At 40.3% G+C, this 15,121-nt stretch carries 11 protein-coding genes; 4 read left to right on the top strand and 7 right to left on the bottom strand.

Annotated elements, in window-relative coordinates:
* Nucleotides 1-3 precede the first annotated feature (3 nt).
* On the top strand, nt 4-2,499 hold the full coding sequence (locus J9318_RS03610; protein WP_210561275.1) for an Ig-like domain-containing protein: 2,496 nt from the start codon (nt 4-6) through the stop codon (nt 2,497-2,499).
* Between the two features lie 100 nt (nt 2,500-2,599).
* On the opposite strand, the gene tldD is transcribed toward J9318_RS03610, so the two are convergent.
* From tldD to J9318_RS03590, 4 genes are read right to left on the bottom strand one after another with little or no spacing between them, the layout of a single operon-like run.
* Nucleotides 2,600-4,039, bottom strand: a complete 1,440-nt coding sequence (tldD, locus tag J9318_RS03605; RefSeq protein ID WP_210561273.1) for a metalloprotease TldD — start codon at nt 4,037-4,039, stop codon at nt 2,600-2,602.
* A 33-nt stretch (nt 4,040-4,072) separates the two neighbouring features.
* Nucleotides 4,073-4,894: a carbon-nitrogen hydrolase family protein gene (locus tag J9318_RS03600; RefSeq protein WP_210561264.1), complete on the bottom strand. Its 822-nt coding sequence runs from the start codon at nt 4,892-4,894 to the stop codon at nt 4,073-4,075.
* A 2-nt stretch (nt 4,895-4,896) separates the two neighbouring features.
* Nucleotides 4,897-8,898: a YhdP family protein gene (locus J9318_RS03595; RefSeq protein WP_210561262.1), complete on the bottom strand. Its 4,002-nt coding sequence runs from the start codon at nt 8,896-8,898 to the stop codon at nt 4,897-4,899.
* 48 nt (nt 8,899-8,946) lie between these two features.
* On the bottom strand, nt 8,947-10,530 hold the full coding sequence (locus J9318_RS03590; RefSeq protein WP_210561260.1) for an NAD(P)H-hydrate dehydratase: 1,584 nt from the start codon (nt 10,528-10,530) through the stop codon (nt 8,947-8,949).
* A gap of 15 nt (nt 10,531-10,545) precedes the next feature.
* Between J9318_RS03590 and queG the strand changes: the two genes are divergently transcribed.
* A complete protein-coding gene (gene queG, locus J9318_RS03585) occupies nt 10,546-11,691 on the top strand; it encodes a tRNA epoxyqueuosine(34) reductase QueG (RefSeq protein ID WP_210561258.1) in 1,146 nt (381 codons plus the stop codon).
* A gap of 135 nt (nt 11,692-11,826) precedes the next feature.
* Here queG and cspE read toward each other — a convergent pair whose 3' ends face one another.
* The 3 genes from cspE to amrB all read right to left on the bottom strand — a co-directional run bounded on the left by cspE (nt 11,827) and on the right by amrB (nt 13,184).
* Complete coding sequence (gene cspE / locus J9318_RS03580; protein WP_155695803.1) at nt 11,827-12,036, bottom strand: transcription antiterminator/RNA stability regulator CspE; 210 nt, start codon at nt 12,034-12,036, stop codon at nt 11,827-11,829.
* Nucleotides 12,037-12,286: 250 nt separating this feature from the next.
* Nucleotides 12,287-12,448 carry a DUF1289 domain-containing protein gene (locus J9318_RS03575; RefSeq protein ID WP_342345698.1) on the bottom strand — a complete coding sequence of 54 codons (162 nt, stop codon included), beginning with the start codon at nt 12,446-12,448 and terminating at the stop codon, nt 12,287-12,289.
* Between the two features lie 31 nt (nt 12,449-12,479).
* The gene (amrB, locus tag J9318_RS03570) at nt 12,480-13,184 is read right to left on the bottom strand and encodes an AmmeMemoRadiSam system protein B (RefSeq protein WP_210561251.1); all 705 of its coding nucleotides are present in this window, start codon (nt 13,182-13,184) and stop codon (nt 12,480-12,482) included.
* Nucleotides 13,185-13,450: 266 nt separating this feature from the next.
* On the opposite strand from amrB, the gene J9318_RS03565 reads away from it, so the two are divergent.
* Together J9318_RS03565 and J9318_RS03560 are read left to right on the top strand one after the other, a co-directional pair.
* The gene (locus tag J9318_RS03565) at nt 13,451-13,714 is read left to right on the top strand and encodes a GrxA family glutaredoxin (RefSeq protein ID WP_210561249.1); all 264 of its coding nucleotides are present in this window, start codon (nt 13,451-13,453) and stop codon (nt 13,712-13,714) included.
* A gap of 91 nt (nt 13,715-13,805) precedes the next feature.
* The gene (locus J9318_RS03560; RefSeq protein ID WP_210561247.1) at nt 13,806-15,107 is read left to right on the top strand and encodes an inosine/guanosine kinase; all 1,302 of its coding nucleotides are present in this window, start codon (nt 13,806-13,808) and stop codon (nt 15,105-15,107) included.
* Nucleotides 15,108-15,121 lie beyond the last annotated feature (14 nt).

Here is a 15,121-nt window from a genome sequence, read left to right as displayed (position 1 = left end):
GCAGTGAACTACTTAAATCAACAAGGATCATTCTTCAAAAAGGTTTGGTTTTCTATCGCATTATTAGCAACACTTTTTTTAAGTGGCTGTAACGGTCACAATGAAAACGTTGTTAGTGAAGATCTGGTAACTGGGACTGAAGCGACGTTGAGCATCGCCGTAAAAGATGCACTGAACAACGAAACCAATAGTTTTACTACCGGAAATATCGCAACTATTGTTGTATCGTTAAATGATTTAAATGGCACTGCAATTAGTGGCCAACAAATTAACTTTTCCACTAGCTCTGGTAATTTATCGTCAAACTCTAGACTGACTTCAACAGACGGCACAACGACTGTTTCGTTAAATACTTCTGACCTAACTTCTGGTGTTATAGTGGTAACAGCAAGTACAGTCGTAAATGATGAAACTTTAACTATCGATACAGCGTTTGAAGTGCTGTCCGCCACAACAGAAAATGTTCAGTCGCCATCACTTTCAGTTACCCTAAAACGTAATGGTGAATCAGTCAATCGCTTCAAAGTAAATGAAGCTGCCCAACTAGGTGTCATTCTTACCGATGATAACGGCGCCCCCATTGCAAATACTATTGTTAGTTTTACAGCTGAGCTAGGTTCATTAAATGCCAGTTCTGCACTAACAACAGCCAGCGGCCTAGCCGAAGTCGAGTTAACCGGTACTGAAAACGATTTAGGTGCTGCACTTGCTACTATTTCTGCAACAATAAACGGTATTACATATGCCGATACAATAGCTTACGAAATTGTTTCTGCCGACGCATTAGAAGAGTCGAGCACTGTTTTATTTGGCTCATTTGACGATGCGGGCAACTTTATTGAGGGTGAAATCAAGTCATCGCTAACCGACGCTAATGGCGATACCACCATAAGTGCTGGCGGCACCTTAGGCTTATCAGTATCTTTGGTCGATGAAAACTTTAATCCAATCACAACAGCAACGTCTGTGTCGTTTACATCTACGTGTGCTAGTAATAGTGATGCTACATTAGATGCGAATGCAGCAACAATAAATGGCGTTGCAACATCCACCTATCAAGATATTAGCTGTGCCGGTGCACAAGGTAATGTCGATACAATTGTCGCGACAGTTCGAGTTAACTCAGCAGACCTTACCGCTACAAAAGACGTAACACTATCAGCAGAAGGCTTAGGGTCGGTAGAGTTTGTTTCTGCCTCACCATCATCTATTGTACTTAAGGGTACTGGTGGCCAAGGCAAGCAGGAAACTTCAACGGTGACTTTTTTAGTGAAAGGCCAGTTAGGAAACCCATTAAGCCAACAACCGGTGGCGTTTTCATTAAATACTGAAGTGGGTGGGTTAGCTTTAGCTTCTAATTCAGGTGTCACTAACAATGATGGGTTAGTAAGTGCTAAGGTAATAGCCGGTTCAGTACCAACCGCAGTTCGAGTCACTGCTTCAACCACAAACACAAGTGGTGAAACTATTGCGACTCAGTCTGATCTACTGTCTGTTAACACGGGTCTTCCAGATCAAAGCTCGTTAACCCTTTCACTATCAACTATTAATCCAGAAGCTCGTAATATTACGGGTACAGAAGTTACTGTAAGAGCTTATTTAGCCGATAGCTTTAATAATCCAGTTCCAGATGGCACAACAGTCAACTTCACAACTGAAGGTGGCGCTATTGAGCCTTCATGTTCAACCGTTGAAGGAAACTGTGCGGTAACTTGGGTATCTCAGGAACCTTATCCAGATAATCACCGAGTCACTATACTGGCAACCGCAGAAGGCCATGAGCACTTTGTGGATGTAAACGGTAATAACATCTACGACACCGCTGACGGTTTGAGTGCGAATAGCTCAATCTCAAATATTAATGAAATCAAGTCTGGCCTTGGCCGCATTAGCCCGCTATCAGGTGGTTTCATTGATATGCCAGAAGCTTGGCGTGATGATAATGAGAACTACGTTCGTGACTCAGGTGAATTGTTTATTGATTCAAACAATAGTGGCGATTACACAGTTGAAGACAGCTTATTTAATGGTCCTCAATGTCAAAGCGGCTGTGCGACAGGTAAGTTTTCTACGATTCGTAAGGCACGTGTGTTGATTACATCAAGCTCTGCTGCTTTATTTCGAGTCCTTGACAGTGCTGATACCGTATTGACTAGTAACTATGACAACTCTGCGACAAATGCTCAAATTAGTATTCTTAGAGGCGCGTCAAATCAATTCACACTCGAAATGTCAGATACACAGTCGCAAGTACTTCCGAGAGACACCAACATCGCAATTGCCACTTCCGTGGGCGAACTAATTGGGGGTGGTAATATTGTAATAGCGAACACGGCTGGCTCATCAAATCCTGCAATACCGGGCACAACGTTTATTACATTTACTATTATTAATAATTTAGGGCCTGATGATGACCCTGTTTCAGGTGCGTTGACGTTTAACGCAACGACTCCTTCAGGCCGGGTAACATCTGGTTCTATCGTAGTAAACCTGCTGTAACTTTTAGCCCATCCAAACGTTCTGATATAAAAAAGCCAGCAACTAAGCTGGCTTTTTTATTTAGATAATTTACGTCTAATCGCAGGCAGTTAAACAGAACTTAGTTCGTACCACCTACTGTCATTGCATCTAGCTTTAACGTTGGCTGACCAACACCCACAGGAATACTTTGACCGTCTTTACCACAAACACCAACGCCTTTGTCTAAGGCTAGGTCATTACCTACCATAGATACTTGCGACATTGCATCTGGGCCATTTCCTATTAGAGTCGCACCCTTTACTGGTTTAGTAATTTTTCCATTCTCAATTAAATAAGCTTCCGATGCCGAAAATACAAATTTACCTGACGTGATATCAACCTGGCCACCGGCAAAGTTATTGGCGTAAATACCGTAATCAACGCTAGCGATTATATCTTCAGGCGTGCTTTGCCCTGGCAACATATAGGTATTTGTCATACGAGGCATAGGCATATGCGCAAAAGATTCACGACGCCCATTACCAGTCGCTGGCACACCCATTAAACGAGCGTTTAGCTTATCCTGCATATAGGACTTCAACACGCCGTTTTCAATGAGAACATTGTATTGAGCCGGTACACCTTCATCGTCAATATTTAAAGAGCCACGTAAGCCATTTAATGTGCCATCATCAACAATAGTGCACAGCTCAGACGCGACTGATTCACCAATCTTACCACTGTAATTACTTGAGCCTTTACGGTTAAAGTCACCTTCTAAACCGTGACCTACAGCTTCATGCAATAGTACTCCTGGCCAACCGTTACCCAATACCACTGGCATTGTACCCGCGGGTGCTTCGATCGCTTCCAAGTTCACCGTTGCCATATGAATGGCTTCGTCAGCAATAGCTTGATAGCGAATTTTTCCTTCAATTAATTCCATGAAAAAACCGTAGTCTGTTCGGGCACCAGCTCCTGCACCGCCTCGTTCCTTGCGACCATCTTTTTCTAATACAACCGAACAATTTAAACGAATTAAAGGGCGAATATCCGTACCCCAAGTTCCATCACTGGCAGCAACAAGCACTTGTTCGTATACACCGCTCATACTCACTACGATATTTTTCGCTAATGGCGATTGTTGGCGAATATAGCTATCGACACTCTTAAGAAGTTCCACCTTATCTTGGTTTGTCATTTTTTCTAATGGCTGACAAGGCATAATAATTTCTTTTGCTTGCGCTGTGCTAAAGACCTGTTGCTTGGCATTCACACCGGCACCTGCAATACTTCTCGCTGTTTTGGCAGCTTCAGTAATCGCATCAAAGTTAACTTGATCTGAATATGACAGCCCTGTTTTTTCACCGCTTACTGCTCGGATACCAACACCTTGTTCGATGTTATAACTGCCGTCTTTGATAATGCCATCTTCCATTACCCAAGATTCATGAAAACTTCCTTGAAAATATAAATCTGCGTAGTCTAGTTGATGCTCCAACAACATAGATAGACCGTCATAAACACTTTGTTGTGTTAGGCCATTTGCTGCTAATAATTGTTCTTCAACTTGATTCAAAATAGATCCTATTATCGTGATAATGTCGTTTGATTATTTCAAACGAGCTTGAAATTTATTATGGTTAAATACTGGCATGTTTTTTCTAATTTCATGCATTTTATTCGTGTCTAGCTCAGCGCCAAATAAACCATTATTACGCTCAGCATTTGCTAACACCTTACCCCAAGGTGAAACCACCATACTATGTCCATACGTTTCTCGGCCGTTTTGGTGCACACCGTTTTGATTTGCCGCAACCATATAAACTTGATTTTCAATTGCGCGAGCCTGTAACAGAGGCAACCAGTGGGCACTTCCGGTACGCTCAGTGAAAGCGCTTGGTAAAACTATGGTATCTGCACCTAATTGCCTTAATGCTTGAAACAAGCCCGGAAAGCGTAAATCGTAACAAATAGCTAACCCAACCTTGCCCCACGACGTATCAAAAACAGCCAGCTTATTACCAGGTACTGTTGAGTCTGATTCTCGGTAACTGCCGGTGCTGTCTGCTACAACCACATCAAACAGATGTATTTTTTGGTAATCACTAATTAGTTTGCCATCAGGTGCGAAAACTAAAGAAGACGCCATAAATTTGTCTGGGTTAGCTGAGTGTGTCGGAAAGGAGCCAGCAACTAAATAAATCTGAAAATCTTTTGCTATTTTGCTTAATTTATCTTGAACATCACCGGTACCAATTTTTTCAGCGAATCGTAAGTTTAAATTATCTTTTCCACCAAAACACGCAAAACACTCAGGCAAAACAACAAGGCTATTGGCAGGCGGGCGACTCTCTCTAAGCGAGTTAATGACAAAGTTAATGTTGTCGTCGATGCTTGGCGTCGACGTCATTTGCAGTACAAAAGCATTCATATTTATTGCCCCTGACCAGACTTTTTGTCGGTATTCGTTTCTGGTTTAGCTTCTGACTGAGATTTTGATTGCTCAGTCGACTTATTATCAGATTTTTCAGCCGGTTGTTCATTAGGATCAATCGGCGTGATCGGCCTTTGTGGCGGTCGCGGGATTGAAATCGTTTTGGTAAATCGTTTCACCTCTTGGACTTGCGGATCAGAAAGATTGCCGGTCACTTTCAAACGGACCTCTGACACTACGTCGGCTTTTTCTATAATTTTATCAATCGCGATTCCGGCTAGTAGCGATAGACCCGCAGACCCAGGCGCCAACCAAGCGGCAATTACTGGGATACTTGAGCTAATTTTGGGTTTAAACGTAACGTCATAATCCAATATACTTTGATTTAGATTAGTAAACCCTCGCATGTTCATGTTTCCTGCAACACCATCCATACGAATATCCTCGGTATAAACAACACCGCTTTCTACTAACAATGACCCTTTGATATCGTTATAAAATAAACCTTTTTGGAATACATCATTAAAGTCGAACTTAAGCTTTCGATATAGCGAATTTAAACTAAACAGAGAAAAAATCCTGGCACCTTTATCACTAATTTCAGATAAGTAACCCTCTCCCAACTCAAACGACAACTCACCATTTAACGATGAAAACTCAAAGTCTTGTGGCGCACCATTCCAACTTAGGGCAAGTTTAGATTTTAAGTCACTTTGCTTAATACCCGAGTTAAAATCCCAATCCAGCATCCAAGGACCTAAATAACGTGAGTATATGTCGCCCGTTACTGTCGTTTTACCTGGACCTTCATTACCGGCCCATATTCCCGTTAACGACACCTTATTGCGTTCATATTCCATTTCAGCTCTCTCTATAAATAAAGAGCCATCACGCGTAAAGGTATTTAAACTTATCTTACCAAGAGGCTTATCGTTATAAGTACATTTTTGGCAAACTACATTTAGTGCTGGTATTCCATTAATCAACTTTTTGGAGTTAACCGTTGGTGTTGAAACTTTTTCACCTTCTACAGGCACATTTTTAATGTGTAAATAGTCTGCATTAATTGTCAAACCGTCTACGTCAATTTGATTTGGCACAAACACTTTTGCGTCCACATCTTTTCCAACCGCATGAAATAGCCAATCATCATTATTTGGCTGAGCGGTCAGAGCAATGTTTTGCCATTGCTGACCAAAGATAGAGACGTTATCGAATTGACCTTTAATTGACTGAGGTGCATCCATAAAAGATCCTGATTCTTCGCCACCAGAAGGCAATGAATCAAGTAAATCCATTACAAAAGATAAGGTTGGATCAAACTCAATATTTGGCAATTTTATATCTATGTTAAATCCTGATTCAGGCAACAACAAACTCGCGACTTGATCGTGCTCACCTATCGCTAAAATAGCTTGCTCCATTCGTCCTGAAGTAGCTGGAATAACACCCATAAACTTAAGATCATTGGCCAAGTCGATATATACATCGTTGCTGTTCGCGTCACCTAGAACCGAAATGTTAATTGTTGCAGGCTCACCGTTCGACTTATTAAGTGGACCCGTTAGACGGTAACTTGCGTTACTGAGGTCAACATTCGCATCTACAAAATACTGATAGTCGTCGCCCTCTTCAATGTTAACTGCGAGCGCTAAACTAGAATTAAGTTCACCATCAAAATAGTTAGCGATAGGCCCGTTAATTTGCGTGGCTAATTGCTGGTGCTCCCATGTTGCATCAACTTGTCCGTCAATCTTGTAACCACCATTACCATCACTACCTGTAACATTAAAAGCAATTGGTAAATCAAACCATAGGCCCGAAGCATCAGAAATTGAGAATGCATCATTTTCAAAAGAAACCACTGAAGTAAGATTTTTTATATCTAGGTTAATACTTGGTAAAGCTAATCCAGCATCTTTCGTGATGACATTACCTTTTGCTACAAACTCAGGTATTACACCCAACTCATTTGGTGTATCACTTAACGGAATAGACAAGTGAACCTTAGCGTCACCGCTGCCATCTAGCTGCACAAAGTCAAAAACATCGCCTAAGATCTCTGCTAATGGTGTTGTTTTTACCAGCGTATGAAATTTTGAAAAAGCCAAATTATTTGGGTTAATGTCGAGTTCAAGAACAGTACTTTGAGCGGCTAAATCAATTTTAGCGTGGACATTATTATTTACTGTCAAAGGGCCTATTTCGCCATCTTTTGCATCAATAAACATATCCATTTTATCAACTGTTAAAATTGCATTTAAATCAACAAGCGCTGGCCATTCCTCGTCAAACTCAAATAATGTATCTGCCAATTCTGCCCTCACAATAAAAGTGCCTGTTGAATTGGCATCCGAAAATGGAATATCCGCGGGGTCGCCATCAATAACAACTTGCGTAAGTTTTCCTCGGCCAGCCTGAATTGAGCGTATTAAATAATCGTGTGTATCTTTGCCAATCAGATACTTAGGTAAATAGTTCGGTATTTGACCTGTCTTCGGCCCTTCAACTTCTGCATAAACTTTTAAATGACTTTCATCAAACAATAAAAACTCAGCGGTCGCGCGAATAAGAATATCGTCGTTTACTAACTTAATTTTAGGCAGCCAAACTTCAACCCCAGTATCTAACACTCGAATATCCGTGACCATTTCTAGAGTTTCGTAGCTAAATGGTTTTGCAAAGGTGTCTTTTGTCTCTAATTGACCAAATGCTCCAGTTAACGAGAAACGACCAACATTGCCTTTCCACGCACCTTTTAAGTCTAAATCATTTAGCCCTAAGTAGGCTGAGTTTGGCGAAGACTCTGGTAAAAATGAAAAATCTTTGACATCAATCGACGCCATCATTGGTGCATCATCAGGCCAAGCGATATGCAAAGAACGAACATCGCCATTTACATTTGTGTCCGCTAACAAACTTGTTTCTTTAGTTGCGGAAAAAAGCGAGAACAGCTGTGTAATAGTATTTAAGTCGACGTTATTTGCGATTAGCTCTGTCTGGTTCTTTTTACGCAGTAAATTTAAATCAAACGGTTCTGGCTCTTGCTGTTCGGTTTTTAACTTAATTTCATTGGCCACCAATGCCCAATCACTTTTAAGTTGTTGCCACTTTAACGTTGCTTCATTGATAAATAATTTTTTAGGCTGTTTTTGTTTTTGCCAGCGAACGCCGGTGTTTTTCACATCCACCAGAATTTGTTTTACCAAACCGTCACTTACATCGCCCCAAAGTTGGAAATTACCCTCTGTCGAAGTCACAGAAATATGTTCACCTATGAACTGTGTAAGCCAAGGTGTAATATCAACCTGTTGTGCTTCTAGGTATATCATGCCAAAAATTTCGCTACGGCGTTGCCCGTATAAATCCATTCTTATTGACAATGAGTTATCAGAAAAACCATCTATGTAAACATCACCTTGACCTCGGTGTCGGTTACCTTCATTGAGCCATGACAAATAATCTATTTGAAAAGTTTGATTTTGACCGCTTTGATGACGAACAATAATAGTACTGTCGGTAACTTGGAATTGTTGAATTTGCGCTAGAAATAAATGACTTAAGCCCTCAAATAGTTGCGAGCCTTGAGACTGCGGACGAACTTTAAAAAACACGTCGCTATTGATATAGGTGTTAATACCATTAAGTTGGAACGTTCCGGTGACTAGACGCTGTTCTTGCAAAGAACGCCAAAAGTCGATACTGACTTTGGTTTCCATGATAGTGATATCAAGCGGGGCATCCTCAGTAGCGGATAAGGATACCTCATTAAGAACAATAGCTGGCCCTAATTGTTGCCAACTTGCACCAATACTGCCAATGGTTACATTAGCGTTAAAGTTGGTATACAAATACGCTTCGATATCGTTTTTATAGTTATCGGCGTAGGGTAATAACACCTTTAACAAACTGATTATAACTGCAAGCACAAGCACCGCAGTGGCAAATAAGACCCACACGGTTTTTATGCTTCTTAATAATAGTTTTTTTAACAACGCCATTCTCACAATTAGTCTGACAATCCATTTCTCAATAAGTTTCAGTCGGACTTATTGGCACGCTTTAATTGCGATAGGTAAAGACTCTAATACATCTGTTGCTATCATACCTATTTCCGCATCTTTTGCAGTAAAATCTCCCGCAAAACCATGTAAAAAAACAGCATAATCTACATTTTTTTTGACGTCACCTGAACCGCTAAACTGATTGACAATTGCTCCGGCTAATACCCCCGTTAAAACATCGCCCATTCCCGCTGTTGCCATACCTGGATTGCCACTTGTATTGATGCTCAAATCATCACTATGAGCGACTATAGTGCCGCAGCCTTTGAGGACACAGCAAACACCAAAGTGTTTGGCAATTTTACTCGCAGATGCTAGTCGATTGGTGTTAATTTGTAGCGTGTTCTGGTCCAACAGACGAGCCGCCTCTAGCGGATGCGGCGTGAATACCCAAGGCTTGTATTTATTTGAATTAAGTTGAGCTATTCGTGCGCTATCGTTATTTACATTATCGCCAATTAAATTTAACGCATCTGCATCAACAATAACCACTTTATTTTCGATATCGTCTATTTCTAAAAAAGCGTTAAAAACGCTGCGACTCCACTCGCTTAAACCAAGACCAGGTCCTATTATAATAACGCTGGCTCGAGCCACCTCTTCGCTAAGCTCACTTCTAAAACTGGAACTAGTATTATCAAAACTTTTAACCATTAATTCGGGACTAAGCTGGGCAATAATAGTTTCATTACCAGGCGCACAAATGACTTTTACTTTACCGGCACCACTTCGTAACGCGGCTTTTCCGGCTAAGTAAGCGGCTCCACTCATTCCCAAAGCACCACCCAATACCAATACGCTACCAAATCTACCTTTATGGCTATTGAATTTGCGTTTTTTAATGGCACCGACACTATGTTTATGTAGCAGTGAGATCTTGCTCTTACCAAGCCTTTCAAACACTTGACCTACCTCTAAATCTGCAAACACCAACTCGCCTCGTATGTCAGGTCCATCTGCGGTAAAAAGACCCGGCTTTAAGCCAATAAAAGTCACCGTAGCATCTGCTTTAAACGCATCTTTATCGGCGTGACCAGTATCAGATTCGAGGCCTGAAGGTATATCAATGGCGAGTTTACCTGCCTGCAAACTATTTACAGCCTGTAGCGCTGCCCTTTCAGTGTCACGTAACGAGTCGCAAAATCCAGTTCCAAGTAAGCCATCTATCACCATGTCGACATTTAATTTTGATACATGGCTTGGTAACGATTCAAGGTCATAGATATCGCCGCCCGAGGAAATAAACCCTTGCTTAGCGATCAATGCGTCACCTGATAGTGTTAGGCCCTGCTCCGTGGCGTACAACAACACTTTTATCCCTGATTGTTGCGCCAACCGCGCGACTACAAAAGCATCGCCACCATTGTTGCCAGCCCCTGCTAATATCAAACAGCTATGTGCTTTAGGAAAATGTGCAATGAACGACTCAAAAACAGCATGGCCTGCTCGCTCCATTAATTGGTACATATCAATGGCTAATTTTTTAGCTGCCTCGCGCTCTAATTCTTTTATCTGTTCCGCAACAAACAGTTTAGATGGTAAAGTAGCGTTATCTTTAATGATTGGCATAACAAACCTTATCTTATGACCTCAGCTACTTCTAACTATTACCAACTTGCAGATAAAATCAAGCAATGGGGTGAACAACTTGGTTTTGAAAAAGTCGGTATTACAAATATCGATTTAAGCGATCAAGAACCACGCTTTTTAAAGTGGTTAGAAAATGGCTATCACGGCGATATGGAGTTTATGGCCCGTCATGGATTAAAACGATGTAGACCTAATGAGCTTTTGCCAGGTACGGTCAGCGTTGTTAGCGCTAGAATGGATTACTTGCCTGAAGGTGCAGCATTTGCCAATACTCTGGATAACCCAAATACCGCTTATATTTCCAGATATGCGTTGGGCCGTGACTACCACAAAGTTTTACGAAACCAACTGAAAAAGCTTGGCAATTTAATAGCTAACGAGATTGACGACAAAGACATGGTATTTCGACCATTTGTAGATTCGGCGCCGGTTTTAGAGCGACCTCTTGCTGAGAAAGCTGGACTCGGATGGGTAGGAAAACACTCACTGTTATTAGATGAAAGTGCAGGTAGTTGGTTCTTTCTAGGTGAACTATTTTTACCGATAGAATTGCCCAATGATAAGCCTGTAGAAGAAAAATGTGGCTCTTGTATCGCTTGTATTACAATTTGTCCAACCCAAGCAATTGTTGAACCTTATGTAGTAGATAGTAACAAATGCATCTCATACTTAACGATAGAGCTTAAAACTGCTATCCCAGAGCAATTTAGAAAGGCGATGGGCAACAGAATTTATGGTTGTGATGATTGCCAACTTATTTGTCCTTGGAATCGCCACGCCCAAATTGCCACGCAACCTGACTTTTTACCTAGAAATGAATTAAATCAGCCAGATCTATTAGCAATATGGCAGTGGACAGAAGATTACTTTTTAAAAGTGACTGAAGGATCACCAATTCGACGAATTGGATTCGAGTCTTGGGTGCGGAATATTGCGGTAGCACTCGGCAACGCGCCACTTTCGATCACTGTAATCAATGAGCTTGAGAGCAAATTAGGCGAAATAAGCGAGCTAGTTGATGAGCATATAATTTGGGCTTTAGAACAACAAAAAGAAAAAGCAGAAACAGCGGGTATTGAAAATAGAAAATTAAGACGCTTAATTAAAGCGGTGAGAATTGGATTACCTCGAGACGCTTAATACAGTAGAAGTTTTGAAGTTTTGAAGTTTTGAAGTTTTGAAGTTTGTTAACACTTCGCTTTAACGCTTTATCAAATAACAGGCATAAAAAAAGAGCGTTCTAGACGCTCTTCTTGTCAAACATTAAAGGCTAAATTAGTTAGCTTCAACGTTTGCAGCTTGTAAACCTTTTTGACCTTCTTCAACGTCAAAAGTTACCGCTTGACCTTCTTTAAGGCTTTTGAAACCTTCGCCAACGATAGCACGGAAATGAACGAATACGTCTTTGCCGCCGTTGTCTTGAGTTAGGAATCCGTAACCTTTTTCTTCGTTAAACCATTTTACTGTACCAGTCGATTTAGACATAATAACCTCTATATATTTTCAATGTTTTTTTGATACACATGTATCAGCTGTATCTTTGCGGAGTTTAATCAATTGCAATGTCACTTATGTAAAGATTACGTCTCTCAAAATCGACTAAAATTTGAGTACATAGGTATATATATATCATGAAGCTTTCAAACAATTTAATAAGTCTCGTTAAAGACGGGGCGTATCATAACACAATAAAAACAGAAAGCTCATTAAATGAACGTTAAAATTCAATTTAATTTTAATTTTCTTTTAATTCCCTTTGTTTACAATGTTTAAGGGTCTCTTCCTTTTCGCTATTTGACATACTCGACCAAGCCATTATTTCTGAAATGTCCCTAAAACAACCAATGCAGACATCCTGTTCGTTTAAACAACAGTTTCTTACACATGGCGACGGCACCTTTTTTTGATCCAATTTTAATTCTCTTTTATTAATGCACTATGTAACTTTGGTAGTTCAAGTTAACGCAATTAAGTCCGTTCTGCATCCCCAAATGTTCGGCATTTATTATGTGCCTATTCTCAGACTTTATATAATTTAAATAGCTATTAAAAAGTTGCTGTTCACGATGATCAAAGCAGCGTTGTTCACTTCTATCTATATCAAGCGCTAATACTGTGAGTGTTTTTCGATTAAGTGGCAAACTCGCTAACAACGAATTGATATCAAGTAATGACATTTCTCCAATTAAAATCGGTAGGATTTGAAACTCCGCTAAACAAGTTTGAAGATAAGGCAACTGTGTCTCAATTGCCGTTGATTTAAAATGCTCCTTGTCACTTTTATGAACAAAGGGAAACAATGCTAAGCTCTGCATGTACCTTTGCGCCACCTTCACTCGACCTAAAGGCGTTGAATACTCGTCACATATCGGTAATGACGCGCCCATGGAACCTACTGACGCACACCCAATAATTATCACATTGTTTATATAAGGGTAATATTTAGAGAGATGACGAAATGCAGCTGCACTAGACAATCCACAACGTGTCATATCGCCATGAGGTACAACTAGCGCATATGGAAAGGTATTTCCAACGGGAAAATACAATAAGTTTTGTGATATATCGGTAATTAAGTCATCCGCATCAGCAGGATAGAGTTTCCCAGCGACCTGGGCTGGTCTAACAATCATGTTTTTCTCCTAATAGCATCACTAACTATTATAGAAGGTTTATATACAGGTACACTTGCCAAAGCCTTTAAAAATGGGACATAAGCAGTAATTGATAGGTACAAATTAAGTTTTCTATAAGAAACCAATGGCTTGGAGTTCATAAAATTTTGGAATAAAAAGTAAAATTTATACATCAATAGTTTCTATCAAACTCATCGATTAAATTGAATTTACGCTGATTTAGATTTTGCTAAACTGTATGTAATTCATTTAGGAGATATTTTATGTTTACCGTTATTTTTGGTCGTCCAGGTTGTCCATATTGTGTTCGCGCTAAAGAAGTAGCTGAGCAGCTAACAGAGTCGAGAGACGATTTTAAATTTAGATATGTAGATATCCAAGCCGAGGGGATCTCAAAAGCTGATTTAGAAAAGTCTGCAGGCAAACCTGTAGAAACTGTGCCACAAATCTTTCTTGATCAAACACATATAGGTGGATTTACAGAATTTGAAGCATACGCAAAAGCGAATTTAGGCTTATATCAATAAATCTATTACAAAATAGAATAAACTATTGGTTAATAATGTAACCAAAATGTCATACAATGCGCGCCAATTTTTTATTCGCGTAAATTGAGCTATGAGATTTCCTGGTAGACGAAAACACCGACATTATTTCCCGGTAGAGAAAAAGGATCCTGTAACCAACAAAATCAAAGTGGATGGCAAGTTAAAGCATCCTTATGTGGTTGGTATGGATCAAACCATCGTTGATATTGAGGCCCACGTGTCTCGTGAGCTCTTAGATCAATTTAATTTAAAAATTGGTTTATCGCAGCTAGTCAGCAGTGAGCTTGCAGAAGAATTATATCGTTATATTTTTGAAAACGACTTAATTGTAGACCAACATGCTGGCGGTACCATCGGCAATACAATGCACAACTATTCTGTGCTAGCCGATGATCGTTCAGTATTGTACGGCGTGATGAGTGAAAACATAAAAGTTGGTAACTACGCATACCGCTATCTATGCAACACGTCATCACGAGTTGATTTACAACACCTTCAGCCAGTAGATGGACCTATCGGTCGAGCTTTCACGCTAATCACAGAAGATGGTGAACGTACCTTTGCCATTGACTCTGGTGTCATGAATAAACTGACACCTGAGTTTATCGATGAAGATCTAATTAAAAATGCATCATCATTTGTTGTGAGTGCTTACTTCACTCGTTGTTCCGAAGGTGACACACTAGATCAAGCAGCAATGCAAGCCATTGAATATGCGAATAAGCATCAAGTGCCTGTTGTGCTTACTCTAGGCACCCGCTTTATGATTGATGAAAAACCAGAGTGGTGGCGAGACTTCATTAAAAAGCACGTGCAAGTGTTAGCAATGAATGAGGAAGAAGCAGAAGCCTTAGTTGGCACAAAAGATCCTCTACTTGCTGCTGAAAAAGCATTAGAACTTGCCGATTTAGTATTATGTACTGCTGGTCCACAAGGCTTATATATGGCTGGTTATACGGACAAAGAGTTTAGACGTAAAACTCAATATCCTCTTTTACCTGGCAGCATTTCAGAGTTTAACAAGTACGAATTTTCTCGTCCTTTGCTAAAACAAAACTGTAAGGCCCCAATAAAAATATATTCGCATATTGCGCCGTATATGGGTGGTCCAGACGAGATTAAGAATACAAATGGTGCAGGCGATGGCGCATTAGCCGCTGTGATCCATGACATTACCGCTAATGTTTTCCATAAGCTGAATGTTCCTGAGTCTAGTAAACACGCAATACCTGCCATTTCTTACTCTTCTCTTGCACAGATTTGTAAATACGCAAACCGTGTGAGCTTTGAAGTCTTATCACAAAGTTCACCAAGGTTATCTAAAGGCTTACCAGACAGAGAAGATAGTTTAGAGTCTGCATACTGGCACTAGTCAATTATGCAATA

Origin of the sequence: Psychrosphaera aestuarii, assembly GCF_017948405.1 — a bacterium.
GTDB classification, from domain to species: Bacteria; Pseudomonadota; Gammaproteobacteria; order Enterobacterales; family Alteromonadaceae; genus Psychrosphaera; species Psychrosphaera aestuarii.
This window is presented reverse-complemented; position numbering and strand designations above follow the sequence as displayed.

Bases quoted from the DNA above. Each gene is read 5' to 3' on its own strand.
- queG (WP_210561258.1), top strand. From the start codon at position 10,546: ATGACCTCAGCTACTTCTAACTATTACCAACTTGCAGATAAAATCAAG.
- cspE (WP_155695803.1), bottom strand. From the start codon at position 12,036: ATGTCTAAATCGACTGGTACAGTAAAATGGTTTAACGAAGAAAAAGGT.
- J9318_RS03600 (WP_210561264.1), bottom strand. From the start codon at position 4,894: ATGAATGCTTTTGTACTGCAAATGACGTCGACGCCAAGCATCGACGAC.
- J9318_RS03565 (WP_210561249.1), top strand. From the start codon at position 13,451: ATGTTTACCGTTATTTTTGGTCGTCCAGGTTGTCCATATTGTGTTCGC.
- J9318_RS03560 (WP_210561247.1), top strand. From the start codon at position 13,806: ATGAGATTTCCTGGTAGACGAAAACACCGACATTATTTCCCGGTAGAG.
- J9318_RS03590 (WP_210561260.1), bottom strand. From the start codon at position 10,530: ATGCCAATCATTAAAGATAACGCTACTTTACCATCTAAACTGTTTGTT.
- J9318_RS03595 (WP_210561262.1), bottom strand. From the start codon at position 8,898: ATGGCGTTGTTAAAAAAACTATTATTAAGAAGCATAAAAACCGTGTGG.
- amrB (WP_210561251.1), bottom strand. From the start codon at position 13,184: ATGATTGTTAGACCAGCCCAGGTCGCTGGGAAACTCTATCCTGCTGAT.